General features: G+C 59.8%; 22 protein-coding genes. 6 read left to right on the forward strand and 16 right to left on the reverse strand.

The window, feature by feature from the left end; translation table 11 throughout:
* Positions 1–16: 16 nt before the first annotated feature.
* From rpoD to rpsU, 3 genes are all read right to left on the reverse strand, one after another.
* Positions 17–1,867 (reverse strand): RNA polymerase sigma factor RpoD, encoded by a 1,851-nt coding sequence (gene rpoD, locus ACODSV_RS15860; RefSeq protein WP_024077730.1) that lies wholly within the window; start codon positions 1,865–1,867, stop codon positions 17–19.
* Positions 1,868–1,934: 67 nt separating this feature from the next.
* Complete coding sequence (gene dnaG, locus ACODSV_RS15865) at positions 1,935–3,905, reverse strand: DNA primase (RefSeq protein WP_069077159.1); 1,971 nt, start codon at positions 3,903–3,905, stop codon at positions 1,935–1,937.
* Between the two features lie 442 nt (positions 3,906–4,347).
* Positions 4,348–4,563 (reverse strand): 30S ribosomal protein S21, encoded by a 216-nt coding sequence (gene rpsU / locus ACODSV_RS15870; RefSeq protein WP_002551877.1) that lies wholly within the window; start codon positions 4,561–4,563, stop codon positions 4,348–4,350.
* A gap of 203 nt (positions 4,564–4,766) precedes the next feature.
* Between rpsU and tsaD the strand changes: the two genes are divergently transcribed.
* A complete protein-coding gene (gene tsaD / locus ACODSV_RS15875) occupies positions 4,767–5,792 on the forward strand; it encodes a tRNA (adenosine(37)-N6)-threonylcarbamoyltransferase complex transferase subunit TsaD (protein WP_024077728.1) in 1,026 nt (341 codons plus the stop codon).
* Positions 5,793–5,825: 33 nt separating this feature from the next.
* On the opposite strand, the gene plsY is transcribed toward tsaD, so the two are convergent.
* A complete protein-coding gene (plsY, locus tag ACODSV_RS15880) occupies positions 5,826–6,395 on the reverse strand; it encodes a glycerol-3-phosphate 1-O-acyltransferase PlsY (RefSeq protein WP_024077727.1) in 570 nt (189 codons plus the stop codon).
* A 72-nt stretch (positions 6,396–6,467) separates the two neighbouring features.
* Here plsY and folB point away from each other — a divergent pair, with 72 nt between their 5' ends.
* Together folB and folK are read left to right on the forward strand one after the other, a co-directional pair.
* Positions 6,468–6,821: a dihydroneopterin aldolase gene (gene folB / locus ACODSV_RS15885; RefSeq protein WP_015886183.1), complete on the forward strand. Its 354-nt coding sequence runs from the start codon at positions 6,468–6,470 to the stop codon at positions 6,819–6,821.
* Complete coding sequence (gene folK / locus ACODSV_RS15890) at positions 6,812–7,330, forward strand: 2-amino-4-hydroxy-6-hydroxymethyldihydropteridine diphosphokinase (protein WP_069077161.1); 519 nt, start codon at positions 6,812–6,814, stop codon at positions 7,328–7,330. The genes folB and folK overlap by 10 nt, the downstream gene beginning before the upstream one ends.
* 72 nt (positions 7,331–7,402) lie before the next feature.
* Here the strand turns inward: folK and ACODSV_RS15895 are convergent, their stop codons facing one another.
* The 11 genes from ACODSV_RS15895 to ACODSV_RS15945 form a co-directional block, all read right to left on the reverse strand.
* Positions 7,403–8,635, reverse strand: a complete 1,233-nt coding sequence (locus ACODSV_RS15895; RefSeq protein WP_150054488.1) for a multifunctional CCA addition/repair protein — start codon at positions 8,633–8,635, stop codon at positions 7,403–7,405.
* A gap of 63 nt (positions 8,636–8,698) precedes the next feature.
* Positions 8,699–10,264: a SpoVR family protein gene (locus ACODSV_RS15900; protein WP_024077724.1), complete on the reverse strand. Its 1,566-nt coding sequence runs from the start codon at positions 10,262–10,264 to the stop codon at positions 8,699–8,701.
* Complete coding sequence (locus tag ACODSV_RS15905; RefSeq protein WP_024077723.1) at positions 10,261–11,532, reverse strand: YeaH/YhbH family protein; 1,272 nt, start codon at positions 11,530–11,532, stop codon at positions 10,261–10,263. The genes ACODSV_RS15900 and ACODSV_RS15905 overlap by 4 nt, the downstream gene beginning before the upstream one ends.
* A 113-nt stretch (positions 11,533–11,645) precedes the next feature.
* The gene (locus ACODSV_RS15910) at positions 11,646–13,568 is read right to left on the reverse strand and encodes a PrkA family serine protein kinase (protein WP_024077722.1); all 1,923 of its coding nucleotides are present in this window, start codon (positions 13,566–13,568) and stop codon (positions 11,646–11,648) included.
* 285 nt (positions 13,569–13,853) lie between these two features.
* Positions 13,854–14,183 (reverse strand): thiosulfate sulfurtransferase GlpE, encoded by a 330-nt coding sequence (gene glpE / locus ACODSV_RS15915; RefSeq protein ID WP_024077721.1) that lies wholly within the window; start codon positions 14,181–14,183, stop codon positions 13,854–13,856.
* Positions 14,184–14,212: 29 nt separating this feature from the next.
* Positions 14,213–15,064 carry a symmetrical bis(5'-nucleosyl)-tetraphosphatase gene (locus ACODSV_RS15920; protein WP_069077163.1) on the reverse strand — a complete coding sequence of 284 codons (852 nt, stop codon included), beginning with the start codon at positions 15,062–15,064 and terminating at the stop codon, positions 14,213–14,215.
* Positions 15,064–15,444, reverse strand: coding sequence for a Co2+/Mg2+ efflux protein ApaG (gene apaG / locus ACODSV_RS15925; RefSeq protein ID WP_024077719.1), 381 nt, complete (start codon positions 15,442–15,444; stop codon positions 15,064–15,066). Before apaG ends, ACODSV_RS15920 begins: the two co-directional genes overlap by 1 nt.
* A gap of 160 nt (positions 15,445–15,604) precedes the next feature.
* The gene (gene rsmA, locus ACODSV_RS15930) at positions 15,605–16,417 is read right to left on the reverse strand and encodes a 16S rRNA (adenine(1518)-N(6)/adenine(1519)-N(6))-dimethyltransferase RsmA (RefSeq protein WP_024077718.1); all 813 of its coding nucleotides are present in this window, start codon (positions 16,415–16,417) and stop codon (positions 15,605–15,607) included.
* Positions 16,414–17,403 carry a 4-hydroxythreonine-4-phosphate dehydrogenase PdxA gene (gene pdxA / locus ACODSV_RS15935; protein WP_069077165.1) on the reverse strand — a complete coding sequence of 330 codons (990 nt, stop codon included), beginning with the start codon at positions 17,401–17,403 and terminating at the stop codon, positions 16,414–16,416. The genes rsmA and pdxA overlap by 4 nt, the downstream gene beginning before the upstream one ends.
* Positions 17,400–18,740, reverse strand: a complete 1,341-nt coding sequence (locus ACODSV_RS15940) for a peptidylprolyl isomerase (protein ID WP_024077716.1) — start codon at positions 18,738–18,740, stop codon at positions 17,400–17,402. Before ACODSV_RS15940 ends, pdxA begins: the two co-directional genes overlap by 4 nt.
* The gene (locus ACODSV_RS15945; protein WP_102623874.1) at positions 18,715–21,525 is read right to left on the reverse strand and encodes an LPS-assembly protein LptD; all 2,811 of its coding nucleotides are present in this window, start codon (positions 21,523–21,525) and stop codon (positions 18,715–18,717) included. Before ACODSV_RS15945 ends, ACODSV_RS15940 begins: the two co-directional genes overlap by 26 nt.
* Before the next feature lie 130 nt (positions 21,526–21,655).
* On the opposite strand from ACODSV_RS15945, the gene ACODSV_RS15950 reads away from it, so the two are divergent.
* From ACODSV_RS15950 to ACODSV_RS15960, 3 genes are read left to right on the forward strand one after another with little or no spacing between them, the layout of a single operon-like run.
* Positions 21,656–22,681: an aminoglycoside phosphotransferase family protein gene (locus ACODSV_RS15950; RefSeq protein WP_102623873.1), complete on the forward strand. Its 1,026-nt coding sequence runs from the start codon at positions 21,656–21,658 to the stop codon at positions 22,679–22,681.
* Positions 22,678–23,352 (forward strand): N-acetylmuramate alpha-1-phosphate uridylyltransferase MurU, encoded by a 675-nt coding sequence (murU, locus tag ACODSV_RS15955; protein WP_024077713.1) that lies wholly within the window; start codon positions 22,678–22,680, stop codon positions 23,350–23,352. Before ACODSV_RS15950 ends, murU begins: the two co-directional genes overlap by 4 nt.
* 1 nt (position 23,353) lies before the next feature.
* Positions 23,354–24,121, forward strand: a complete 768-nt coding sequence (locus ACODSV_RS15960) for a TerB family tellurite resistance protein (protein WP_024077712.1) — start codon at positions 23,354–23,356, stop codon at positions 24,119–24,121.
* Positions 24,122–24,263: 142 nt separating this feature from the next.
* On the opposite strand, the gene ACODSV_RS15965 is transcribed toward ACODSV_RS15960, so the two are convergent.
* Entirely contained in the window at positions 24,264–25,238 is a 975-nt protein-coding gene (locus tag ACODSV_RS15965; protein ID WP_150055212.1) for an alpha/beta hydrolase family protein, read from the reverse strand.
* Positions 25,239–25,294 lie beyond the last annotated feature (56 nt).

Genomic DNA, 25,294 nt, shown 5'->3' on the forward strand with positions numbered 1-25,294 from the left:
GCCGGGGGTTCTGGGATCACTCGTCGAGGAAGGAGCGTAGATGCTCGCTTCGCGTCGGGTGGCGCAACTTGCGCAGCGCCTTGGCTTCGATCTGACGGATCCGCTCACGGGTCACGTCAAACTGCTTACCGACTTCCTCAAGGGTGTGGTCGGTATTCATGTCGATGCCGAAACGCATGCGCAGTACCTTGGCTTCACGGGCAGTGAGGCCGGAGAGTACGTCGCGAGTCGCTTCTTTAAGGCTCTCAACGGTGGCGACATCGATTGGCGACTGCATGGTCGAGTCTTCGATGAAGTCACCCAAGTGGGAGTCTTCGTCATCACCGATCGGGGTTTCCATGGAGATCGGCTCTTTAGCGATCTTCAATACCTTGCGGATTTTATCCTCAGGCATTTCCATGCGTTCGCCCAGCTCTTCCGGAGTCGGTTCGCGACCCATTTCCTGCAACATCTGCCGGGAAATACGGTTGAGCTTGTTGATCGTCTCGATCATGTGCACCGGAATACGGATGGTGCGGGCCTGGTCGGCGATCGAGCGAGTGATCGCCTGACGGATCCACCAGGTGGCATAAGTCGAGAACTTGTAGCCGCGACGGTATTCGAACTTGTCCACAGCCTTCATCAAGCCGATGTTGCCTTCCTGGATCAGATCGAGGAATTGCAGGCCACGGTTGGTGTACTTCTTGGCGATGGAGATCACCAGACGCAAGTTCGCTTCGACCATCTCTTTCTTCGCGCGGCGGGCCTTGGCCTCACCGATCGACATGCGACGGTTGATGTCCTTGATCTCGGCAATCGTCAGACCGGTTTCGGTCTCAAGCGCGGTCAGCTTCTGCTGGCAACGGATGATGTCTGGCTGCAGGCGACCAATGGCTTCGGCGTATTTCGCCTTGCCCTTGGCCAGTGCATCGGTCCAGCTTTCGTCAACTTCGTTGCCCGGGAACTGGCGCAGGAAGTCGGCACGCGGCATGCGCGCATCACGAACACAGAGCTGCATGATCGCACGCTCTTGTGCACGCAGACGCTCAAGGGCACTGCGAACACGCTCAACCAAGCCTTCGAATTGCTTCGGTACCAGCTTGATCGGCATGAACAGCTCGGCCAGCGCTACCAGCTCGGCAATCGCCAGCTTGTTGGCGCGACCGTGCTTTTTCAGGGCCTTGCGGGTGATTTCCATTTGATCGGAAACCGCACCGAAACGCTGGGCAGCGATAATCGGGTCTGGACCGCTTTCGACTTCATCTTCGTCATCGCTGCTGGCTTCAGCATCGTCGTCTTCGGCATCGTCGTCCGCTTTCACGGCTTTCGGGTCGACAGGCGGCGGCACTTCGGCAGCAGGCGGCGCAATACCGTCGTCCGGGTCGATATAACCGCTCAGGACGTCGGACAGGCGGCCACCTTCGGTGGTGACGCGAGTGTACTCGGAGAGAATGTGGTCAACCGTGCCAGGGAAGTGCGCGATTGCGCCCATCACTTCACGGATACCCTCTTCAATACGCTTGGCGATTTCGATTTCGCCTTCGCGTGTCAGCAACTCGACGGTACCCATTTCACGCATATACATGCGCACAGGGTCAGTCGTGCGACCGATGTCGGTCTCCACCGCGGCCAACGCGGCAGCGGCTTCTTCAGCGGCTGCCTCGTCGGTATCGGCGTCGGCCAACATAAGGGCGTCCGCATCCGGAGCACTCTCGTGTACGGGGATCCCCATGTCATTAATCATGCGGATGATGTCTTCCACCTGCTCTGGATCTGAAATATCCTCAGGCAGGTGATCGTTGACCTCTGCGTAAGTCAGATACTTCTGCTCACGACCAAGGGTGATCAACTCTTTGATACGAGACTGCTGTTGCGCTTTTCCGGACATAACACCCTATCCACTGAAGGTCTTGGCGGGCAAAAAACAAGCCGAGGATTATACCCGAGCTATGACCTCACACGCCAGCTGAGGTCGGGTTTGATGCGGAAACATTCTGTTTTAAGAGGTCGCGCATCTGTTTTGCTATCTGAATTTGCTCTTCAGCCGACAATCCCGGCTGCCTTGCTCTCTTGATGAGTTCATCGAGGGTCTGCGTGTGCTGGCCCTCGGATAACCTAGTAATGGTGTCTAAAAACTGTTGTTCAAGGTTGTCGCCGTCAATTAGCCACTCCTTTTCCGCGAGTGCCTTGAGCAAGCGACCTTGTTCGGTGCCATGCCAACGAGCCATCAGCTGAATAGAGTTTAGCTTAGGATTTTTCTGCACTGCCTCGATCAGGGCAATCAGCACCTGGGCGTAGGTATTGCTTTCGTTGGCAAAATGCTCGGCGCTTTCGACCTTGCCCGCCAATTGCGGGTGATGAATCAACGTGCGCAATGCAATGAGCGTCGGGGCTTCCACGGCTACCGGTGTACGCGGGGCATAGGGCTCGTCGCGATCACCGCGCTTGCCGTTCTTGCTCCACGGTTTCTTGTCCCATTTCTTGCCGCCGGCGCCGGGTTTCTTCGGCGTCCACTCCTGCTGGGGCGCATACGCCTCCTGCGGTTGGTGGAAGTCGGAATAGTCTGGCATGGCGTCGTAGTCCATGCCTGGGTCGTAGGCGGGCGGTGCGTCCTGTGGTGCGCTGTGCACCAGCTGGCTGACTGCTTCGCCGCTCAAGCCGGTGATTTCCAGCAGGCGTTGACGCATCAGGGTGCGCAGGTTGGCACCTGGAACCTTGTCGATCAGTGGCGCCGCGAGGGTGGCCATGTGGGCCTTGCCTTCGAGAGAGCGCGGGTCGGCTTCTTCAGTCAGTTGCTGGAAGAAATAATCCGCCAGCGGCTGCGCGTGTTGATTGATGCGTGCGCGAAAGGCGTCGGTGCCTTCGGAGCGGACCAGGGTGTCCGGGTCTTCGCCTTCGGGCAGGAACAGAAAGCGTGCGCGGCGACCATCCTGCAGGCTCGACAGCGTGGCTTCGAGGGCGCGCCAGGCGGCATTGCGGCCAGCCTGGTCGCCGTCGAAGCAGAACAAAACGCTGGGCACTACGCGAAACAGGCGTTTCATGTGCTCTTCGCTGGTGGCTGTGCCGAGGGTGGCCACGGCGTTGCGCAAACCTTGCTGGGCCAGGGCGATCACATCCATATAGCCTTCAACCACGATGATTTCATCGAGGTTGCGATTGTTTTTGCGCGCCTCGAACAGGCCGTAGAGTTCCTGTCCCTTGTGGAACACCGGGGTTTCCGGGGAGTTCAGGTACTTGGGTTTGTCGTCGCCGAGCACGCGACCACCGAAGGCGATGATCCGGCCGCGGCTATCGCGGATCGGAAACATCACGCGGTCGCGGAAACGGTCGTAGCGCTTGCCGGTCTCGGCGTTTTCCACCAGCAGGCCGGCGTCGATCATGGCTTTTTGCTGCAGGGTGTCGCTGCTCAAATGTTTGTACAGGTTGTCCCAGCCCGGCGGGGCGAAGCCGAGACCGAAGTCGCGGGCGATTTCACCGGTAAGGCCACGGCCCTTGAGGTAATCGACGGCGGCCTTGCGCTGCGGATGGCTCTTGAGCGCCTGGCGATAAAAGTCCGCAGCGGCGGTCAGTAGTGGGTATAGCGGCGAGTCAGTGGGTTGCCGCGGTTTGTGCGGTCGGCCACTTTCTTCGCGAGGGATTTCCATGCCGGCGGCTTTGGCCAGTTCCTCGACGGCCTGGGGGAAGTCCAGGTTGTCGTGGTCCATGATAAAGCCGAGGGCATTGCCGCCCGCGCCGCAACCGAAGCAGTAATAGAACTGCTTGTCGGGGCTGACGCTGAACGAAGGGGTCTTTTCCTTGTGGAACGGGCAGCAGGCGGTGTAGTTCTTGCCTGCCTTCTTCATTTGCAGGCGCGAGCTGACAACATCGACGATGTCGGTGCGGTTCAGAAGGTCGTCAATAAAGCTCTGGGGAATCAGCCCGGCCATGGCGTTCTCGTCATCACTGCGTGTAATTGAGGGCCCGTGAAGTGCTCAGGCGTACGTATCGAGTGGCTCGACCATCAATCGTCTGCTTGGGCTGTATGGAAGTGTATCTGCCGAACGTTCACTGACGTTAATTTCAATCAGTGTCCGGCGTGTAAAGGCCGCCCTGGCATCCGGTCTTGGCCAATAGAGGGCCTCGGAAGCTCATCGTTGGGCACAGTCGACCTGTTGATCGCCTGCCTGAAAATAAGTGTGCTCGTCAGTAGCCTTGTTAGGCTCGTCAGAAGAGACGTGCACCGCTGGCAGAAAAGCCAGTCCTGACGTGTGAAGCGGTGTCTCTGTCGCATGGGCGGCGTCGACGATGAAGCATCAAGCGATATCCGCAAATGCCAACAGCCCGGCTGAGGGCCGGGCTTGGCAGAAGCTTGCTACGAACGTCTGTGTATTAGTACAGACGAACGGCGCGGCGCTGTTCGCGCTGAACTTTCTTGGCGTGACGCTTAACAGCGGCTGCTGCTTTGCGCTTACGCTCAGAAGTTGGCTTCTCATAAAATTCGCGGCTACGAACTTCAGCCAGAACACCGGCTTTTTCGCAGGAGCGCTTGAAACGACGCAGAGCTACGTCGAAGGGTTCGTTCTCTTTTACTTTGACGGCTGGCATCCAGAGCTACCTTCTTTCATTACCGGGAATCAACGTTCTCGTCGCAAAAAATTCGCGGCTGAGGTCGTCGGTTTTTAAGGGTTGCGGATGTTAACCCCTCATTGCCCGGAATGCAAAGCCTCTGATCGAAAACCGCTAGTCGGGAGGGGGAGTGGCGACTATTATGCGCGCCTTCGAATTCAGCCTCTACAAGGCGCAAACCCATGCTAGTACTGGGACTTGAAACCTCCTGCGACGAAACCGGTGTCGCACTTTACGACAGTGAACGCGGGCTTTTGGCCGATGCGCTGTTCAGTCAGATCGACCTGCACCGCGCCTATGGCGGCGTGGTGCCCGAGCTTGCCAGCCGTGATCACGTCAAGCGCATGCTGCCGTTGATTCGCCAGGTGCTGGATGAAGCCGGTTGCGTGCCCACCGAGATCGATGCCATTGCCTATACCGCCGGCCCTGGATTGGTTGGAGCCCTTCTGGTTGGGGCTTCTTGCGCCCAGGCGCTGGCTTTTGCCTGGGGTATTCCTGCCCTGGGTGTGCATCATATGGAAGGCCATTTATTGGCGCCGATGCTGGAAAAAACACCGCCGCAGTTCCCGTTCGTCGCTTTGTTGGTTTCGGGCGGCCATACGCAGCTGGTTCAGGTCGACGGCATCGGTCAATACACGCTGTTGGGCGAGTCCCTGGACGACGCCGCCGGCGAAGCCTTCGACAAGACCGCGAAGATGATGGGGCTCAATTATCCCGGTGGTCCGGAAATCGCCCGTCTTGCAGAAAAAGGCATCCAGGGTCGTTATACCTTCCCGCGCCCAATGTGCGATCGGCCGGGCCTGATGTTCAGCTTCAGCGGCTTGAAAACCTCCGCGCTCAATACCTGGCAGCAAAGCGTCAGCGCCGGGGACGACAGTGAGCAAGCCCGTTGCGACATCGCGCTGGCATTCCAGCAGGCCGTGGTGGAGACTTTGACCATCAAGTGCAAGCGCGCCCTGAAACAGGCCGGCATGAAGCGCCTGGTGATTGCAGGGGGCGTCAGCGCCAACAAGGCCTTGCGCACCTCGCTGGAAAAAATGCTTGGAGACATGAAGGGTGATGTGTTCTACGCGCGCCCTGAGTTCTGCACCGACAATGGCGCGATGATCGCCTATGCCGGTTGCCAGCGCCTGCAGGCCGGGCAGCATGAAAGCCTGGCGATCAGCGTGCAGGCGCGCTGGCCGATGGAGCAGTTGTCGCCGTTGTAATGGCGCGATGTGAGCCGGGCTTATCGGGCGATTTTAAAAATGCCGTTCGCGCCCGGCAAACAGGTCGCGTAAATTGCCGCGGTGACGCCAGACAATCAACAGTGTCAACACACTCATCGGCAGCAATGCAGCCGGTTCCTGCCAGGCCAGCAAGGGCAGGGTGAGCGGGGTGGCGATCAGTGCGGCCAACGAGCTGGTGCGGGTCAAGTAGAACGTCAGCAGCCAGGCGAGCACGGCCAGCAGCGCCGCCGGTGGGTAAATCCCCAGCAGCATGCCGGCCGCCGTGGCGACACCTTTGCCACCGCGAAAGCGGAAGTACAACGGGAACAGGTGGCCGAGGACGGCGCACACGCCGATCCAGGCCTGCTGTTGCAGGGTAAGGCCGGCCAGGCTGGCGATCAGTACGGGTAACAGGCCTTTGCAGACGTCGCCCAGCAGGGTGAGTACGGCGAGTTTCTTGCCGGCCAGGCGCAACATGTTGGTAGCGCCGGCATTGCCTGAACCACTCATTCGCGGGTCGGGATTTCCCGTCAGGCGGCTGAGCAAAATGGCGAAGGACAGCGAGCCAAGCAGGTAGGCGAAAATCGCCAGTGACCAAAACATGCTAACTATTCCGGGCGAGGACGCCCTGATTCTAACGGGGCATTGCGCCCTTGTCGTGCTGCGGAGAAGAGCTTGGACAGAGTGTTTATCGAAGGCCTGGAAGTCGACACCGTGATTGGGGCCTACGACTGGGAGCGCGGGATCCGTCAATGCTTGCGCCTGGACCTGAGCTTCGCGTGGGACAATCGCCCAGCCGCTGCCGGTGACGACCTGACCCTGGCTTTGGATTACGCCAGCGTATCTGCCCGCATCCAGGCCTTTGCCGAACAGTCTCAGTACCAGTTGGTGGAGACGTTCGCCGAGCGGCTGGCCGAAGTGCTGATGAGTGAATTCCAGATTCCCTGGCTGCACCTCAAGTTGACCAAACCGGGTGCCGTACCGGCCGCAAAGGGCGTGGGCGTGGAGATCGAGCGCGGATGTCGCTAACTCAGGTTTATCTCGGCCTTGGCAGCAATATTGAGCGCGAAGCCCACCTGCGCGCGGGTCTTGACGCGCTGGCGAGCTTCTTGACGGATGTGCGCTGTTCGGCTGTGTTCGAAAGCCAACCCGTGGGCATCAAGAGCGGACCGTTCTTCAATCTCGTGGTGTCGGCCTATACCGACCTGCCGTTGATGGAGCTGGATCGCCGGCTTAAATTCATCGAGGCCGACAACGGTCGTTATGCGCCAGACCGCAAAGGGCTACCGCTGGATATCGACGTGCTGCTGTACGGCGACTTGGTGGGCAACTTTGATGGCTTGATCCTGCCACGGGCAGAAATCCTGAAAAACGCCTTCGTGCTGTGGCCGCTGTCGTTGATGGCGCCCGATCGTGTGCATCCTGAAGCGGGCAAGACGATGGCTGCACTCTGGCGTGATGCTCAGATCGACCAGGTGCTGGCGCCTGTCGGGTTTGAATGGCAGGGCCAGCAACTCACCCCGGACGCGCTCTTGTAGGCGCGAGCGTGCTCGCGAAAAAACCGAGAGCGCTGCGTTATCGTTGGCGTTCTTCGCGAGCAAGCTCGGCTCCTACAAGGGGTTGTGTTGTTCCTTGTAGGCTTTGAGTGTCTTGAGCCGTTCGCGCTTGAGTGCCTCGCCCAACTCCGGGCCTTTGAAACCTTTCTCAAGCAGTGGCGCAACGGCAACTTCGCGCGCTGCCTTCGCCGCACCGCGCAAGTAATTCGCTTGTGGATAACTTCTTTGCTCCAGCCCCTTGCGGCCCCGGGCATCCATTTCGCAGGCGACTACAAACTCTTCAAAACGCTGTGGCCTGCGGTAGACGTCAAAACTCTGCAGTAACTCCAGCAGCGTTGACGCTTTCAGCTCCAGCGCGCGGTGGCCATGGGTGTGATATTGGCCCACCAGCAACGCCAATTCCTGGCAATCCCTCGGTACTTTGAAGCGCTCATTGACGGCCTTGATCAGCTCCAGGCCTCGATGCTCATGAGCGATATGCTGCGGTAACTTATCCACAGGCGTCAGGCCCTTGCCCAGGTCGTGCAGCAAGCAGGCCCAGCGCACGGTCAGCGGCTGCTGATGCAGGGCGGCCTGCTCCAACACGCTCAAGGTGTGCACGCCGGTGTCGATTTCGGGGTGATGGGCTTCGGGCTGTGGTACGCCGAACAGTGCGTCGACTTCCGGCATCAAGGTTTTCAGCGCATCGCAGTCACGCAGCACCTGGATAAACACTTGGGGCTGATCTTCCATCAGTGCCCTGGAGATTTCTTTCCAGCTGCGCTCCGGGGTCAGGGCCTCCAGTTCACCGGATTCGCTGAGCTGGCGCATCAGCTCCAGGGTCTCGGGAGCGACCGTGAAACCCAGGTGGGCGTAGCGGGCGGCAAACCGCGCAACGCGAAGTACACGCAAAGGATCTTCGGCGAACGCCGGGGAAACGTGACGCAAAATGCGCGCTTCAAGATCGCGTTGGCCGTGATATGGATCGGTCAGGTTGCCGTCGTCGTCTTCGGCCATCGCGTTGATGGTCAGGTCGCGACGGATCAGGTCTTCTTCCAGGGTGACTTCAGGGCTGGCGTGAAACACAAACCCGCCATACCCACGACCACTTTTGCGTTCCGTGCGGGCGAGGGCGTATTCGTCGCCGTTTTTTGGGTCCAGGAATACCGGGAAGTCCGCGCCCACCGGTTTGTAGCCTTTGGCAAGCATCTCGTCGGTGGTCGCGCCGACGACGACGCGATCGATATCGGTGACCTTGATGCCCAGCAGGCGGTCGCGCACGGCGCCACCGACTTTGTAGATTTTCATGAAAAAGCCTCCATTAGCGCCACAGGATACCGCCTGTGCCTGGCCAATGGAGGCTTTGCTGTTTCAGAGATGGACGACGGCGAGGTCCAGGCGGCCGTAGTCGTTGTCGTTGTGATCGCTGCGTGGGGGGACATGGTGGGTTTTCATCACCTGATCACCCTGCAAGGTTTCCAGGTGGATATCGAACCCCCATAGCCGGTGCAGATGCTTGAGCACCTCCTCGGTGGATTCCCCCAAGGGTTTGCGGTCGTGCTGCTGATGACGCAGGGTCAGCGAGCGATCGCCGCGTACGTCGATGCTGTAGATCTGGATGTTCGGCTCGCGGTTGCCCAGGTTGTACTGCGCCGCCAGGGTTTCCCGGATGATGCGGTAGCCTGGTTCGTCGTGAATGGCCGGCACCACCAGGTCATCCTTGAGGTCGTCATCCAGAATGCTGAACAGCTTGAGGTCGCGAATGACCTTGGGTGACAGGTACTGCAGGATGAAACTTTCATCCTTGAAGCTGCTCATGGCGAACTTGATGGTCGACAGCCAATCGCTGCCGGCGATTTCCGGGAACCAGCGACGGTCTTCCTCGGTGGGGTGCTCGCACATGCGCCGGATGTCGCGGTACATGGCAAAGCCCAGGGCATAGGGGTTGATGCCGCTGTAATACGGGCTGTCGAAGCCGGGTTGGAATACCACGCTGGTATGGGAAGTGAGGAACTCCATCATGAAGCCGTCGGTGACCAGGCCTTCGTCGTACAGGTCGTTCATCAACGTGTAGTGCCAGAATGTCGCCCAGCCTTCGTTCATCACCTGGGTCTGGCGTTGTGGATAAAAGTACTGGGCGATCTTGCGCACGATGCGCACGATTTCCCGTTGCCAAGGCTCCAGTAGCGGTGCGTGTTTTTCCAGGAAGTACAGGATGTTTTCCTGGGGTTCGACGGGGAAGCGTGCATTATCCTTGTCACTGTTCTTGCCCGCGCGTTTGGGAATAGTGCGCCACAGGTCATTGATCTGCTTCTGCAGGTGCTCCTCGCGCTCCTTCTGGCGCAGGCGCTCTTCCTCGGCCGAAATCGGATAGGGTCGTTTGTAGCGGTCGACCCCATAGTTCATCAGGGCATGGCAGGAGTCGAGCAGGTCTTCCACCGCGTCGATGCCATGGCGTTCCTCGCATTGCATGATGTACTGCTTGGCGAACACCAGGTAATCGATGATCGAGCTGGCATCGGTCCAGGTGCGGAACAGGTAGTTACCCTTGAAAAAGCTGTTATGCCCATAGCAGGCGTGAGCCACCACCAGTGCCTGCATGCAGATGGTGTTTTCTTCCATCAGGTAGGCGATGCACGGGTCGGAGTTGATGACGATTTCGTAGGCCAGGCCCATCTGCCCGCGGCTATAGGACTTTTCAGTGCTGAGGAAGTGCTTGCCATAGGACCAGTGGTGATAACCCAGCGGCATGCCCACCGAGGCATAGGCGTCCATCATCTGTTCAGCGGTGATCACTTCGATCTGGTTGGGGTAGGTGTCCAGGGCATAACCGGCCGCGATACGGCTGATTTCCCGGTCATAGGCCTGGATCAGTTCAAAGGTCCACTCAGACCCCGTGGAGATAGGTTGGCGTTTTTGCTCTTTTTTGGCGGTCATGTCACTAACCTGCGCTGGAAGAGTTCACGGAAGACCGGGTAGATATCGCCGGCCGAGACCAGTTGCTGCTGGGCGAATGTGTCGGCAAAGGCTTCGCCGATGCGCTCGTATTCGAACCACAGCGCCTGATGCTCACGGGGGGTGATCTCAACATAAGTGTAGTACTGCACGAACGGCATGATCTGGTTGATCAGGATGTCGCGGCAGATGGGCGAGTCATCGTTCCAGTTGTCACCGTCCGAGGCTTGCGCGGCATAGATGTTCCACTCGTTGGCGGGGTAGCGCTCGGCCATGATCTCCTGCATCAGTTTCAAGGCGCTGGAAACGATGGTGCCGCCGGTTTCCCGCGAGTAGAAGAACTCCTCTTCGTCCACTTCTCGGGCGCTGGTGTGATGGCGGATAAACACTACGTCGATCTTGTCGTAGTTCCGCTTGAGGAACAGGTACAGCAGGATGAAAAAGCGCTTGGCAATGTCCTTGGTAGCCTGGGTCATCGAGCCGGACACGTCCATCAGGCAGAACATCACGGCCTTGGAGCTGGGGTTGGGCTGCTTGACCAGCAGGTTGTATTTCAAATCGAAGGTGTCGAGGAACGGCACCCGGTGGATCCGCGCGCTGAGTTTCTCGATTTCAACTTCAATTTCCTGGATATCGCCGAAGTTATCCGGTTCTTCGCGCTTCAAGCGTGCCAACTCTTCCTTGGCCTCTCTCAGCTTGGCGCGGCTGCTTCCCGATAGGGCGATACGCCGTGCATGGGCTGAGCGAAGGGTGCGGATGATGTTGATACGGGACGGATTGCCTTCGTTGCTGATCCCCGCGCGTACCGTTTTATAGGTGTCGGTACCGGTCAGGTTGCGCTTGACCAGGTTGGGTAGCTCCAGGTCCTCGAACATGAATTCGAGGAATTCTTCCTGGGTGATCTGGAACACGAACTCGTCCATGCCCTCGCCGGAGTTACCCGCCTTGCCTGGGCCTTTGCCCCCGCCGCCGCCCTGGGGTCGTTGGATATGTTCGCCAGTGGTGAATTCCTTGTTGCCGGGGTGCACCACGGTTTGTTTGCCGCCCCGGCCATGGTGCAGCACCGGTTCGTCGATGTCCCGTCCGGGAATGCTGATTTGCTCGCCGTGCTCCATGTCGGTGATGGAGCGGCGGCTGACGGCCTCTTCAACGGCCTTTTTGATGTGGTCACGGTAACGCCGCAGGAAACGTTGGCGGTTTACCGTGCTTTTGTTCTTGCCATTGAGGCGTCGGTCGATCACATAGCTCATGGGGAGCCCTCCGGGCAGCTTCACGTTACAAGCTTCAAGCCGCGAGCTGGAAGCTTAGAGACAAGCGGTCAGCTGCCAGGCCAAATGCCTGGCAGCGCACGCTTGTCGCTGCCTTACTGCGATTTGCGAACTCGCAAATACCACTCGGAGAGTAGCCGTACTTGTTTGTCGGTGTAGCCACGCTCGACCATGCGTGTGACGAAGTCGTTGTGTTTTTGCTGGTCCTCCTTGCTGGCCTTGGCGTTGAAGCTGATGACCGGCAGCAGATCCTCGGTGTTGGAGAACATTTTCTTCTCGATGACCACCCGCAACTTCTCGTAGCTGAGCCAGGTGGGGTTCTTGCCGTTGTTGTTCGCTCGTGCGCGCAATACGAAGTTGACGATTTCGTTGCGGAAATCCTTCGGATTGCTGATGCCCGCCGGTTTCTCGATTTTTTCCAGTTCCTCGTTGAGGGCGACACGGTTGAGGATTTCGCCGGTTTCCGGGTCGCGGTATTCCTGGTCCTGGATCCAGAAGTCTGCGTACAACACGTAGCGGTCGAAGATGTTCTGGCCGTACTCGCTGTAGGACTCCAGGTAAGCGGTCTGGATTTCCTTGCCGATAAACTCGATGTAGCGTGGTGCGAGGTATTCCTTGAGGAAGCGCAGGTAACGTTCGCGGGTTTCTGCCTGGAATTGCTCCTGTTCGATCTGCTGCTCCAGCACATAGAGCAGGTGCACCGGGTTGGCGGCGATTTCATGGGGGTCGAAGTTGAAGACTTTGGACAGGATCTTGAACGCAAAGCGCGTCGACAGGCCGTTCATGCCCTCATCCACGCCCGCCGTGTCGCGATATTCCTGGATCGACTTGGCCTTGGGGTCGGTGTCCTTGAGGTTTTCGCCGTCGTACACCCGCATCTTCGAGTAGATATTCGAGTTTTCCGGCTCCTTGAGGCGCGACAGCACGGTGAACTGGGCAAGCATCTTCAAGGTGTCAGGTGCGCAATGCGCCTTGGCCAGGGAGCTGTTGAACAGCAACTTGTCGTAGATCTTGATTTCGTCACTGACGCGCAGGCAGTACGGCACCTTGACGATGTAGATCCGGTCGATGAAGGCTTCGTTGTTCTTGTTGTTGCGGAAGGTGTGCCATTCCGATTCGTTGGAGTGGGCCAGCAGGATCCCGGTAAACGGAATCGCACCCAGGCCTTCAGTACTGTTGTAGTTGCCTTCCTGGGTCGCGGTGAGCAGTGGGTGCAGCACCTTGATCGGCGCCTTGAACATCTCCACGAATTCCATCAGGCCCTGGTTGGCCCGGCACAGGGCGCCGGAGTAGCTGTAGGCGTCGGCATCGTTCTGCGGGAATTCCTCCAGTTTGCGGATATCGACCTTACCCACCAGTGCCGAAATGTCCTGGTTGTTCTCATCGCCCGGTTCAGTCTTGGCCACGCCGATCTGGTTGAGGATCGACGGGTAGAGTTTCACTACGCGGAACTGGCTGATATCACCGCCAAACTCGGCCAGCCGCTTGGTGGCCCAGGGCGACATGATGGTGTTGAGGTAGCGCCGGGGAATGCCGAAATCCTCTTCGAGGATCGCACCATCTTCCGTGGCGTTGAACAGGCCCAGGGGCGATTCGAAGACCGGCGAGCCCTTGATCGCATAGAAGGGCACTTTCTCGATCAGTTGTTTGAGCTTTTCAGCCAGGGACGATTTACCGCCGCCAACCGGGCCGAGCAGGTAGAGGATCTGTTTCTTCTCCTCCAGGCCTTGGGCGGCATGGCGGAAGTAGGAGACGATCTGGTCAATGCATTCTTCCATTCCATGGAAGTCCTCAAAGGCCGGGTAGCGACGGATCACCTTGTTGGAGAATATTCGCGACAGGCGCGAATTGTTGGAGGTGTCTACCAGCTCCGGCTCGCCAATCGCCAGCAGCAGGCGTTCGGCGGCAGACGCGTAGGTGCTGCGATCCTGTTTGCACAGCTCGAGATACTCTTGAAGCGTGAGTTCTTCCTGCTGTGTGGATGCGAAGCGTTGTTGGAAGTGGCTAAAAATACTCATGACGTCGTCACCTCGCTCGATACGTGGAGCCGACGCCGGATCAATCAGTCGATGCTGGCAGACATTGACGGACGCCAATGGCTGTTTTCCCCCCAGAACACCCTGAAACGCTACCGATGACCCGCACGCCGGTGTACCGGCTCTCCCCTGATTCGGATGGCCTGCGCTTAAGGATAGTTCGGAATCCGGGAGGTCAAGGTGCGATGCACAATTAGTTTGGCTGCGCCGTTCGTCAGAAACGGCGCTAGCCCAAGCATCACGGGGGGTAGCGGGGTGTGAAAAAAATTATTGCGAATCGGATGAAGAAATTTCTGCAGGATACGTCGTACGCCACAGCTCAAAGCCGCCGTCCAGGCTATAGACGTCGGAGAAACCCTGGCTGATCAGGTAGGCGGCCGCGCTCTGGCTGGAGTTGCCGTGGTAGCAGGCCACGATCACCGGCGCGTCGAGGTCGGCGGCGCGGATGAAATCGGCAATGTTGTGGTTGTCCAGATGACGGGCGTCTTTGATGTGGTTCAGGGCGTAAGTCTGCGGATCACGAATATCCACCACCACCGCGCCTTGTTCGCGCAGGACCTGGGCTTGTTCGGGAGAGATACGTTTGAATTCGCTCATGGCGGGCTCCTTGGGCATGGCTGCTGCGTCTAGCGCTTGGCGGCAGCCGGCAGTGTAGCGGGAAGAGGGGAGGGGCACTGGCAGCTCAGGCGCTCGCCGGTGTCGATGTTCATAATGGTCATGGCGCCACCCCACACACAGCCGGTGTCGAGGGCGAATACACCAGGTTCGTCGCACTTGCCTTCGAGGGCGGCCCAGTGACCAAAGATGATCTTCGTGTCGCGGGTCTTGCGGTCCTTATGGGCGAACCAGGGTTTGTAGCCGGGCAGCGCGGTGTCGGCGCCTTCCTTGCTCTTGAGGTCCAACTTGCCTTCGGCGGTGCAGAAGCGCATGCGCGTGAAGTAGTTGGTGATCACTCGCAGGCGGGCCACGCCGGTGAGATCGTTGTCCCATTTGACCGGTTCGTTGCCGTACATGCCGTCGAGGTAGGCGGTGTACAGGCTGTCATCGGCCAGGGCGCTTTCGACTTCGGCGGCGCACTTGAGGGCCTTTTTCAGTGTCCACTGGGGCGGGATACCCGCGTGGACCAGGGCCATGTCACGGCTTTCGTCGTAATGCATGATTTTCTGCTGGCGAAGCCAATCCAGCAGTTCGCCCCGGTCCGGCGCTTCGAGGATCTCGCGCAGCGTATCGCCCTTTTTCAGGCGCTCGATATTATTGCCGACCGCCAGCAGGTGCAGGTCGTGATTGCCCAATACGCACACCAGCGAGTCACGCAGGCGATAGAGGTAGCGTAGGGTGTCGAGGGACTGCGGGCCACGGTTGACCAGGTCGCCAACGAGCCACAGGCGATCTTTTGCTGGGTCGAAGGCCACGCGTTCGAGCAGGCATTGGAGGGGCTCCAGGCAGCCTTGCAGGTCGCCGACCGCGTACGTCGCCATCAGTGCAAGGCTCCGGGCACCGCCAGGCGAAAAGGCTTGATGATTGCGTCGAACAGTTGGCCATCAGTGGCCTTCATCTGATACGAGCCTTGCATGGTGCCCACCTTGGAGGTCATCACCGTGCCGCTGCTGTAGGTATGACTGGCGCCGATATCGATCAATGGCTGCTGGCCGACGACGCCGGCGCCGCGCACTTCTTCGACTTGGCCGTCACCGTCAGTGATCACCCAATGGCGAGACAGCAGCTTGGCCGGCACCAGCCCATTGTTTTTCACCGTGATGGTGTAGGCAAAGGCGAAGCGGTTCTGTTCAGGTTGCGATTGGTCCGCCAGGAAGCGGGTGACGACGCTGACGTCGATCTGGTAGCGAGGATCGGACATGCAAGAGGCCTTAAAAGCAAAAGCGGAGGACAGCAGATGCGGATCAGTCTAGGCCATGAGGTGGGCACTAGGCCAGACATGCTGTCTGGCCCGGCAGGAGCCGGCTTGCCGGCGATAGCAATGACGAGCACGCCATCGCTGGCAAACTGGCTCCTGGTGTTTATTCCACCGCGGGGGCAGGCTGGATGGCCAGTTGGTCTGCGAGGCGCACGAAGGCAGCCAGGTCCAGTTGCTCGGGGCGCAGGCTGCCGTCGACGCCGGCGGCTTCGATTTCAGCGTTGCTCAGCAGGGCCTTCAGCGTGTTGCGCAAGGTCTTGCGACGCTGGTTGAACGCTTCACGCACCACGCGCTCCAGCAATTTGTGATCCTTTGCCGGGTGCGGCAGTACGGCGTGAGGCACCAGGCGCACGATGGCCGAGTCGACCTTCGGTGGCGGGTTGAATGCGCCAGGGCCGACGTTGAACAGGTGTTCGACGCGGCAGTGGTACTGCACCATGATCGACAGGCGACCCCAATCACCACCGCCAGGGCCGGCAGCCAGGCGTTCCACCACTTCCTTTTGCAGCATGAAGTGCATGTCGCGGATGATCCCGGCGTTGTTGAGCAGGTGAAAAATCAGCGGTGTGGAGATGTTGTACGGCAGGTTACCCACTACCCGCAGGCTGTTGGGCGCCGCGTTCAGGGTGTTGAAGTCGAACTTCAGCGCATCGCCCTGATGCAGGTTGAAGTTGGGTTTGTCGGCAAACTGCTGGTTGAGGATCGGGATCAGGTCCTTGTCCAGTTCGACCACGTCCAGTTGGCCTCCGCTGGCCAACAGGCCTTGGGTCAGGGCGCCCTGGCCCGGGCCGATTTCCAACAGACGGTCTTCAGGCTTGGCATGGATGGAGCGCAGGATACGGTCGATCACGCCAGCGTCGTGCAGGAAGTTTTGCCCGAAGCGCTTGCGCGCCCGGTGTTGGTAATGCTCGGTCATATACGGGTCTCGGCCATCTGATAGGCGGTTTCCAGGGCCACATGCAGGCTGCCGGTGTCGATCTTGCCGCTGCCCGCCAGGTCCAGGGCGGTGCCATGGTCGACGGAGGTACGGATGATCGGCAGGCCCAGTGTCACGTTGACGGCGGCGCCGAAGCCTTTGTATTTGAGCACCGGCAGCCCCTGGTCGTGGTACATCGCCAGCACTGCGTCGCAGTGCTCCAGATATTTGGGGGTAAATAGAGTGTCTGCAGGCAGTGGGCCGCGCAGGTCCATGCCTTCTTGGCGCAGACGCTCCAGGGTGGGTTCGATGATGTCGATTTCTTCATGGCCCAGGTGGCCGCCTTCGCCCGCATGGGGGTTGAGCCCGCAGACAAGGATGCGCGGTTGGGCAATGCCGAATTTCTGTTGCAGGTCGGCGTGCAGGATGCGCGTCACGCGCTCCAGGCGCTCGACAGTGATGGCATCGGCAACATCGCGCAGTGGCAGGTGCGTGGTTACCAGGGCGACGCGCAGGCCGCGTGTGGCCAGCATCATCACGACTTGGGCGGTGTGGGTCAGTTCGGCAAGAAATTCGGTATGCCCGGAAAAGGCGATACCCGATTCATTGATCACGCCCTTGTGCACCGGTGCGGTGATCATGCCGGCGAAGTCGCCGTCGATGCAGCCTTGCCCGGCGCGGGTCAGGGTTTCCAGCACAAAGGCCGCGTTGGCCTTGTCCAGTTGCCCGGCAACCACCTTGGCGTGCAGTGGGGTATCCCACACATAAAGGCTGCCCGCCGGCGCTGGCAGGTCTGGCCAATGATTCGGCGCAACGTCCAGCAGATTGACAGCCACACCCAGCTGCGTGGCTCGCTCAAGGAGCAGGTCACGGCTGGTAATGGCAATCAGGGGGTGTGGTTGGGCTTGTGAGGCGAGCAGCAGGCACAGGTCTGGACCAATGCCGGCCGGCTCGCCGGGTGTCACCGCGAAACGCTGGGGTTTCACTGGGTTGCCTGGTTGGTGCCTGTTTGCTCGGCGCCTGGCAGCTTGTTTTCTACGTAGGCTTCGTCACGGATCTGACGCAACCAGGTTTGCAGCTCTTCGTCGTACTTGCGGTTACGCAGTACGGTCAACGCTTGTTGCTCGCGGGCCTGGCTGGTGTTGTCGGTGGCGCGGCGGCCAAGGACTTCCAGTACATGCCAGCCGTATTGAGTCTTGAATGGCTTGGACAGAACGCCTTGCGGGGTCTTGGCCATGACGTCCTGGAACTCAGGCACCAGTGCCTTCGGGTCGATCCAGTTCAGGTCGCCGCCGTTGAGGGCCGAACCCGGGTCTTCCGAGAAGCTTTTGGCCAGGGTGGCGAAGTCTTCACCGCTTTCTATGCGGTCATAGATCTTCTGGGCCAGTTCCTTGGTTTGCGCTTCGGTGCGGATTTCGCTCGGTTTGACCAGGATATGACGAACATGGACTTCGTCTTTCAGCGAGGTCTCGCCGCCACGACGTTCCAGCAACTTGAGGATGATGAAACCACCAGGGGTACGGGCTGGCTGGGTAATGCCACCCACTTCCATGGCGCTCAGTTCCCGGTCGAATGGTGGTGGCAGTTGAGCGGCTTTACGCCAGCCCATGTCACCGCCTTCGAGGGCGTTGTCGCTGCCGGACTGGGCAATAGCCATTTGAGCGAAGTCAGCACCGGCTTTCAGGCGATCGTAGATCGCCTGGGTTTTTGCCGCTGCTGCATTGAGCTGCTCGGCGTTGGCGCTGTCCGGGGTCGGGATCAGGATATTGGCCAGGTGCAGTTCTTCGGAAAGCTGCATCTTGCCCAGGTCCGAAGCCAGGAAGTTTTTCACCTCCTGCTCGGAGACCTGGACCCGCTCGGCCACACGGCGCTGACGCACGCGGCTGATGATCATCTCGCGGCGGATCTGGTCACGGGCGTCCTCGTAGGACAGGCCGTCATGGGCCAGGGCGGCACGGAACTGGTCAATGCTCATGTTGTTGCGTTGAGCGATGGTGCCAACGGCCTGGTTCAGCTCTTCATCCGAGATACGGATGCCGGAACGATCGCCGATCTGCAATTGCAGGTTTTCAACGATCAGGCGTTCCAGCACCTGTTGGTCCAGGACGCTGGTAGGTGGCACACCACCGCCACGCTTGGCGATGGTCTGCTGAACTTCCTTGACCCGTTGGTCCAGTTGGCTCTGCATGATCACGTCGTTATCGACGATGGCCACTACTTTATCCAGCTGTTGAACCGCAGCGTGGGCCGATGCGGTACCGAGGAACAGCGCGCCCAGCACTAGCGGGCGCAGACAATCAGAAAGCTTGGTCTTCACGTTCACGATAACCTTCAATGCCTTTGTCGAGGAAGCTCTCTACCTTGGCGCCGGTCAGGCCGCCGAGTCCTTTGAGGACGATCTGGAGGAAGAGCCCGTGGTCACCCTTTTCGTTAAGCGGGGCGATCTGGCTGTATTCGTCGTTGGAAACCCAGTAACGGTTGATGACGCGAAGTTTCCAGCAGCAGTTGTCGTACTCGAAACCACCGAAGGCTTCCAGGGTACGGTTGCGGGCATAGTCATACTGCCAGCGGGTGATCAGGTTCCACTGCGGAACGATCGGCCACATCATCGAGAAGTCGTGTTGTTGGATTTTGTAGTAATCCTTCACGAAGTTCTCTTGGCCCGGAGTGCCGTAGTCACCACCGAACTGCCATTTGCCGGTCAGCTGGTTGTAGACGACCTGATCGTTACGATAGCGATAACCAACGTTGATGATCTTGTTCGGGTTGTCTTCCGGCTGGTAGTGAAGCATCGCGCTGCCGGAACGAGGACTGTGTTCCTCGGTGTCCCAGTTGTAGTCGGCAGTGGCGCGCCAGTCGCGGTTGAAGCGGAACTCGTAGTCCAGGGCGATTGGCGAGACATCCGATTGAGCATCGGCGCGGTCGGCCGCCAGGATACCTGGTAACTGGACTTCGCGATCCTTGAAGTACACCGCCTGGCCTACGGATACGCGCTGGCGTTCGAAGCCGTTATCTTCGATCCAGCGGCTGGTCAGGCCCAGGGACAGCTTGTTCTCGTCACCGATCCGGTCAGAGCCGCTGAAGCGGTTGTCGCGGAACAGCGAGGCGTAGCTGAACGAGTACTCGCTGGTATCAAAGACCGGGATGTCGCTCTGGTCCTTGTTCGGTACGTACAGGTAGAACGCACGCGGCTCCAGGGTCTGGCGATAATCCTTGCCGAACCAGTTGGTGTTGCGGTCGAAGTACAGGCCGCTGTCGACGCTGGCGACGGGGATTGCGCGATCCTGGGAGCTCTTGAAGTTACCCCCTGCGTATGGGTTGGCCGCCGTTGCTGCATTTTGATCGGCAATGATCTGGTTCTTGCCGATGCTGTCCAGGTCCAGGTCGTATTTGGTGTAGACGTACTTGAGCTTCGGCGTCACAAAGCCGTAGGTCCAGTTCATCGGGTATTCGACGGCGGGAGCAACGTTCAGGCGCGTACCGTTTGCACGGGTCAGCCCCCTGACGTAGGTGTCCAGGCGCGGCGATACCAGGCCGTTCTCGTCGGTAAAGGTGCCGTTCTCCAGGTTCCGCTCAAAGCGCACGGCTTCGGTTTCGTAGCTGAAGTTCAGGCCACCCGGATGGTATGGCAGCTGGCCATTGAAGGTGATCTGCGGCAGCCGGTCATACGGGGTGATCTGGGAGATCGTCGCCAGTTGGTAGGCCTGGAGGTTCAGGCGTGCCTGGTAGGAGTCGCCGCGATAGGTCACGGAGCCCTGCTGGTTGACGTAATCGCGGCTCTCTACACCTTCCTGGTAAGCCTTCAGGTCCTGGAAGTAGTAAGGGTCGCTGATTTGGGTGTAGTCGACCTGGGTCAGTACACGCGAATCCAGCCCGCCCTTATGCTGCCAGTTGAGCATATAGCGGGTTTTTTCGTAGTCGGTCTGCTTTTTGCGCTCGTCGTTGTCGTCGTTCAGGTACGCGCCGCCGAACTGGCCTTCGCTGGATTTGGTGAGGTAGCGGAATTCGCCTTCCATCAACATGCCGCGCTTGGTCATGTATTGCGGGTACAACGTGGCGTCGTAGTTCGGTGCCAGGTTGAAGTAGTACGGCGTAACCAGGGTGAAGCCGGTTTCACTGCCCGTGCTGAAGCTCGGCGGCAGGAAGCCGGATTGACGACGGTTGTCGATTGGGAAGTAGATATAAGGGGTGTAGAGGATCGGGATGTTCTTGATCCGCAACGTCGCGTTGGTCGCCGTACCGAAACCGGTGGCCGGGTTCAACGTGATGTTGTTGCCCTTGAGCTGCCAGGCATTGCTGTCTGGTTCGCATGTGGTGTACGTACCGTCCTTGAGACGGATGATCGCGTTTTCGGCACGCTTGGCGTACAGCGCGTTACCGCGGATGCGCGACTTGTGCAGTACGTACTCGGCGTTATCGATTTGTGCGGCACCGGTGTCCAACTGCACTTGCGCGTGGTCACCGACGATCAGCGCGCCATTGTCGCGCAAACGGACGTTACCGTTCAGTTCGCCACGGTTCTCGGCCTGATACAGGCTGGCTTCCTGGGACTCGAGCTGCATGCTGCCCTGGCGCATGACGACGTCACCGGCCAGGGTCGCGACCTGCGACTCCTGCTCGTAACGAGAGGCCTTGGCGCCGATGAAGGTCGGCGCATCGCTCTTGTTCGTCTTGTCGTTCATGCCGGGGCGAGTCGGCTCGATGTACGCGCCGGCGCAATAAGGCCCGGTTTCGGCCAACTGGGCTGCGGTCAGCTTCTCGCGAGGTACCCAGTCCAGGTGGCTGTAGTCGGCGCTGCGCGAGCGCAGGCCACGGCCCTTGGATTCGGTAACCAGAGCGGTTTTCGGTTCGGCCTCGGCGTTGCCACCCGCATCGGCTTGCGCCGTGCTGTTGGCCGAGCTGACGGCTGCACCGTCATGCACCGGGCGCGGTGGTAATGGGGTGGCGGCGGTTTTCGGCGCGCAATCCCAGGCACCCGAAGCAGAGACTGAGCAGTCATACTGTTCCGCGGCGACCACGAATGAGGTGGCGAAAGGTTGCATGGCCAGCAGACTGCCGGTTACCAGCAACGGAAATTTTCTACGAAACGCGGGGGATTTCAATGCCATCTTATTAGTCCGGGCTTCCTGCGTGCCATCTGCCCGCGGTTTGGGCCGCACGCCTCTCGATGGTCTGAAAAAGATGCGTGATAATAAAGCATGCCCCGCTTGACGGCTAGCGCCGTCGGAGACCCTTGTAATGCCCGAGCAAGATCTACGTTTACAACAGCTGGAAGTCTGGCTGGATGAGCAGTTGCCGATCCTTTTCAATGCCCAAGACTGGGGCCCGGTACCCCCGGCCACATTGACCGCGGCCAGCAGCGACGCAAGTTTCAGGCGCTACTTCCGCTGGGAAGGCGGTGGCCGGACGTTCGTGGTAATGGACGCGCCACCCCCCCAGGAAAACTGCAAACCTTTCGTCGATATCGCTCATTTACTCGCGAAATCGGGAATTAATGTTCCGAAAATTTACGCAGAAGATTTGCCGCGAGGCTTTCTTTTGCTCAATGACCTGGGCAGAAACACCTACCTGGACGTGATTGACGAGCAAAATGCCGATCAATTGTTCGCCGACGCTATCGACGCCTTGCTGGCTTTCCAGCAATTGCCGATGGACACGCCGCTGCCCAGCTATGACGTCGCCCTGCTGCGTCGCGAGCTGGAATTGTTTCCTGAGTGGTACGTGCGCCGGCACTTGGGTATCGAGTTCGATACCCGGCAACAGGCCCTCTGGCAACGTGTCAGCGAACATCTGATCGACAGCGCCCTGGCCCAGCCCAAGGTGCTGGTGCACCGCGACTACATGCCGCGCAACCTGATGATCAGCCAGCCCAACCCCGGCGTACTGGACTTCCAGGACGCGGTCTACGGCCCGGTGACCTACGACATCACCTGCCTGTTCAAGGACGCGTTCCTCAGTTGGCCCCAGGCCCGCGTGCGTGAATGGCAACGCGGCTACTGGGAACGTGCTGGAAAACTGGGCATCCCGGTACAGGCGGATTTCGACGACTTCCTGCGCGCCAGCGACCTGATGGGTGTGCAGCGCCATCTCAAGGTCATCGGCATTTTTGCGCGTATCTGCCATCGTGATGGCAAGCCACGCTACCTGGCCGATGTGCCACGCTTCTTCGCCTATATAGAAGCGGTGCTGGCGGACCGAGCGGAGCTGAGCGAACTGGGTGACCTGCTCGCCAGCCTGCGTCAACCCGCCGAGGCGCGGGTATGAAAGCAATGATCCTGGCGGCGGGCAAAGGCGAACGGATGCGTCCGCTCACGTTGCACACGCCCAAGCCGTTGGTGCAGGCGGGCGACAAGCGCTTGATCGAATATCACCTGGAAGCGCTGGCCAAGGCCGGCTTCACCGATATCGTGATCAACCACGCGTGGCTCGGCGAGCAGATCGAACGTTACCTGGGCGACGGCGCGCAGTTTGGCGTGCGCATTCGTTATTCCGCTGAAGGCGAACCGCTGGAAACGGGAGGCGGGATCTTCCAGGCATTGCCGTTGCTGGGCGATGAACCCTTTCTGGTGGTCAATGGCGATATCTGGACCGACTACGACTTTACCCGCCTGCGGCAACCGCTGCGGGGCCTGGCCCATTTGGTGATGGTCGACAACCCGGCGCATCACCCATCGGGTGGGGATTTCTATCTGCATCAGGGCGTGCTTCATGATGCGGCGCCCGGTGCCGATAACCTGACCTTCAGTGGCATTTCAGTGCTCGACCCCCAGTTGTTCGCGGGTTGCAGTGCGGGTGCCTTCAAGCTGGCGCCGCTGTTGCGGGAGGCCATGGCGAAAGGTCTGGTAACGGGGGAAAAGATGACGGGACGCTGGATTGATGTCGGTACGCTGGAGCGTCTGGCGCAGGTCGAAACCCTGCTGAAAGCGGGGCAATAGGATGTTGTGGCCAGGGACGCTGATCGGCGCCGGGGCTGGCTTTGCCATTGCCAGTATTCCGGGGGCCTTGTTGGGCGCATTACTGGGGCAGGCGCTGGACCGCCGCCTGCAACTGCAAAGCTGGGCACAATTGCGCGAGCGCCTGGGCGGTCGCCCGGCGTTGCGCAATGACGAACTGCTGTTTGTGCTGTTGGGGCGCCTGGCCAAGAGCAATGGTCGGGTGGTGGATGGGCATATCCAGCAGGCACGGCAGGAAATGCGTTCACTGGACATGAGCGAGCCGGCCCAACGCCGAGCGATCATGGCCTTCAATCGTGGCAAGTCGGGTTCTGATCGGGTGCGCACCTACTTGCGCCTCCTCAAGGCGCAGCCCCATGCGGCGGAGGGTGTGTTACGGGCTTGCTGGCGCATGGCCTGGGCGGACGGCAAGGCGGATGATGCCGAGCGCGACCTGATCGAGCAGTGGGGCAAGTGGCTGGGGTGGACGCCGCAACAGCTCCAGGCGCTGGCGTCTGACTACGCGCCGGAACGTAAACCGCTGGCTAGCCGCAGTGGCGCCTATCAGGAGGCGTTGCGGATTCTGGGGGTGACTTCCACTACCGAGCCATCGGTGATCAAGCGTGCCTACCGTCGTCTGCTCAGTCGTCACCACCCGGACAAGATCGCCGGCAGCGGTGCCAGCCCCGCGCAAGTGCGTGAGGCCACCGAGCGCACCCGTGAATTGCATAACGCGTATGCGTTGATTCGCGAGCGCCGGGATTTTCGTTAGCTGCCGGTATTTGCGGGGGATAACCACAATCCGATGTGGGAGGGGGCTTGCACCCCGATGAGGGCGTGTCAGTAGATGCATCGATGGCTGACCCACCGCAATCGGGGGCAAGCCCCCTCCCACATTGCTGTTGTGCTGATCCTCAGTCAGTGCTGGCCTGCGGGCTCAACCAGCCGCGAATCCGGCGATACAACTGTTCCTGCTCGGCGGCGCTGTTGCCAGGCAGCGTCTTGAGCGACACCTGCTTATAGCTGTCATTCTTCGAACGCTTGGCCGCCTGGCTACGCTCCTGCGCGTTTTTGCGTTCTTGGGCGCTGTCTTGATAAAAGACATCCGCCGTCGGCACTTTCAAGCCTGGGGCCAGTTGTTGCAGGTCCGGCTGGCGAGCTGCCGGGGTCTTGCCGGCGACCATGACCAGCTTTTGCACTTGAGCCGGTTGTTTTTCGCTCAGGTAGCGCGCTGCCCACCAGGCGCCGGTGCCATGCCCGAGCAGTGCAACGCTGCGCGCGCCTTGGGTCTGGGCGAAGGCGACCGCAGCGTCGATGCGGTCGAAGATGCGCTTGGTGTCAGTCTTCTCCTGTTCATCCGCGCCTGGCACTACTGCCGGATCGGTTCCTTCGGCTTCGGCACTGGCGGCCTGTTCGATGGGTTTGGCGGCCGTGCTGCCTTCTTTGCTGCTGGTGTCGACGGTCGCCTTGGGCGCTTCGATCACTCGGGGCGGCAGGGTATCCATGTTGACGTCCGGCAGCGACAGGCTGAGGGTGCCCCAGTTGGCGTCGGGCAATTTACGTCGCAATGGTGCGATTGCTTGCGGCCCGTCAGCACTTTCCCCGGCGCCCGGTACGATAATCACCACACCTTCGGGTTCGGCGCTGTTGGCCGGTTTCCACAAGGCCAGGAATGAGTCGCTGCCGGCCTGTAGCTGTTGCTGTTCGGCGCGTGGTATTTGCCGCTCCAGGGCGCTGGCTTCTTCCTGGCTACGCTCAGGCAAGGGTTGGCGTTCAGCCGGTTTTTCGGCTGGTGGCGCAGGCGCATCGGCGGCCTGGACAGAAAAGGCGCTGGTAAATAGCAGCGACAGGCACAATGCTGGCAGTGCCGAACGGTGGAGATGGGGCATCGTTATTTCCCGGCCAGAAGTGATTCCGGCAGCCTAATGGGTTGGTCAGTATTTGT

Source organism: Pseudomonas sp. FG86, from assembly GCF_057808775.1.

Excerpts from the sequence above, each read along its gene's own strand:
- rpoD (WP_024077730.1), bottom strand. The coding sequence starts at position 1,867 with ATGTCCGGAAAAGCGCAACAGCAGTCTCGTATCAAAGAGTTGATCACC.
- dnaG (WP_069077159.1), bottom strand. The coding sequence starts at position 3,905 with ATGGCCGGGCTGATTCCCCAGAGCTTTATTGACGACCTTCTGAACCGC.
- rpsU (WP_002551877.1), bottom strand. The coding sequence starts at position 4,563 with ATGCCAGCCGTCAAAGTAAAAGAGAACGAACCCTTCGACGTAGCTCTG.
- tsaD (WP_024077728.1), top strand. The coding sequence starts at position 4,767 with ATGCTAGTACTGGGACTTGAAACCTCCTGCGACGAAACCGGTGTCGCA.
- plsY (WP_024077727.1), bottom strand. The coding sequence starts at position 6,395 with ATGTTTTGGTCACTGGCGATTTTCGCCTACCTGCTTGGCTCGCTGTCC.
- folK (WP_069077161.1), top strand. The coding sequence starts at position 6,812 with ATGTCGCTAACTCAGGTTTATCTCGGCCTTGGCAGCAATATTGAGCGC.
- ACODSV_RS15895 (WP_150054488.1), bottom strand. The coding sequence starts at position 8,635 with ATGAAAATCTACAAAGTCGGTGGCGCCGTGCGCGACCGCCTGCTGGGC.
- ACODSV_RS15900 (WP_024077724.1), bottom strand. The coding sequence starts at position 10,264 with ATGACCGCCAAAAAAGAGCAAAAACGCCAACCTATCTCCACGGGGTCT.
- ACODSV_RS15905 (WP_024077723.1), bottom strand. The coding sequence starts at position 11,532 with ATGAGCTATGTGATCGACCGACGCCTCAATGGCAAGAACAAAAGCACG.
- ACODSV_RS15910 (WP_024077722.1), bottom strand. The coding sequence starts at position 13,568 with ATGAGTATTTTTAGCCACTTCCAACAACGCTTCGCATCCACACAGCAG.
- glpE (WP_024077721.1), bottom strand. The coding sequence starts at position 14,183 with ATGAGCGAATTCAAACGTATCTCTCCCGAACAAGCCCAGGTCCTGCGC.
- ACODSV_RS15920 (WP_069077163.1), bottom strand. The coding sequence starts at position 15,064 with ATGGCGACGTACGCGGTCGGCGACCTGCAAGGCTGCCTGGAGCCCCTC.
- apaG (WP_024077719.1), bottom strand. The coding sequence starts at position 15,444 with ATGTCCGATCCTCGCTACCAGATCGACGTCAGCGTCGTCACCCGCTTC.
- rsmA (WP_024077718.1), bottom strand. The coding sequence starts at position 16,417 with ATGACCGAGCATTACCAACACCGGGCGCGCAAGCGCTTCGGGCAAAAC.
- ACODSV_RS15945 (WP_102623874.1), bottom strand. The coding sequence starts at position 21,525 with ATGGCATTGAAATCCCCCGCGTTTCGTAGAAAATTTCCGTTGCTGGTA.
- ACODSV_RS15950 (WP_102623873.1), top strand. The coding sequence starts at position 21,656 with ATGCCCGAGCAAGATCTACGTTTACAACAGCTGGAAGTCTGGCTGGAT.
- murU (WP_024077713.1), top strand. The coding sequence starts at position 22,678 with ATGAAAGCAATGATCCTGGCGGCGGGCAAAGGCGAACGGATGCGTCCG.
- ACODSV_RS15960 (WP_024077712.1), top strand. The coding sequence starts at position 23,354 with ATGTTGTGGCCAGGGACGCTGATCGGCGCCGGGGCTGGCTTTGCCATT.
- ACODSV_RS15965 (WP_150055212.1), bottom strand. The coding sequence starts at position 25,238 with ATGCCCCATCTCCACCGTTCGGCACTGCCAGCATTGTGCCTGTCGCTG.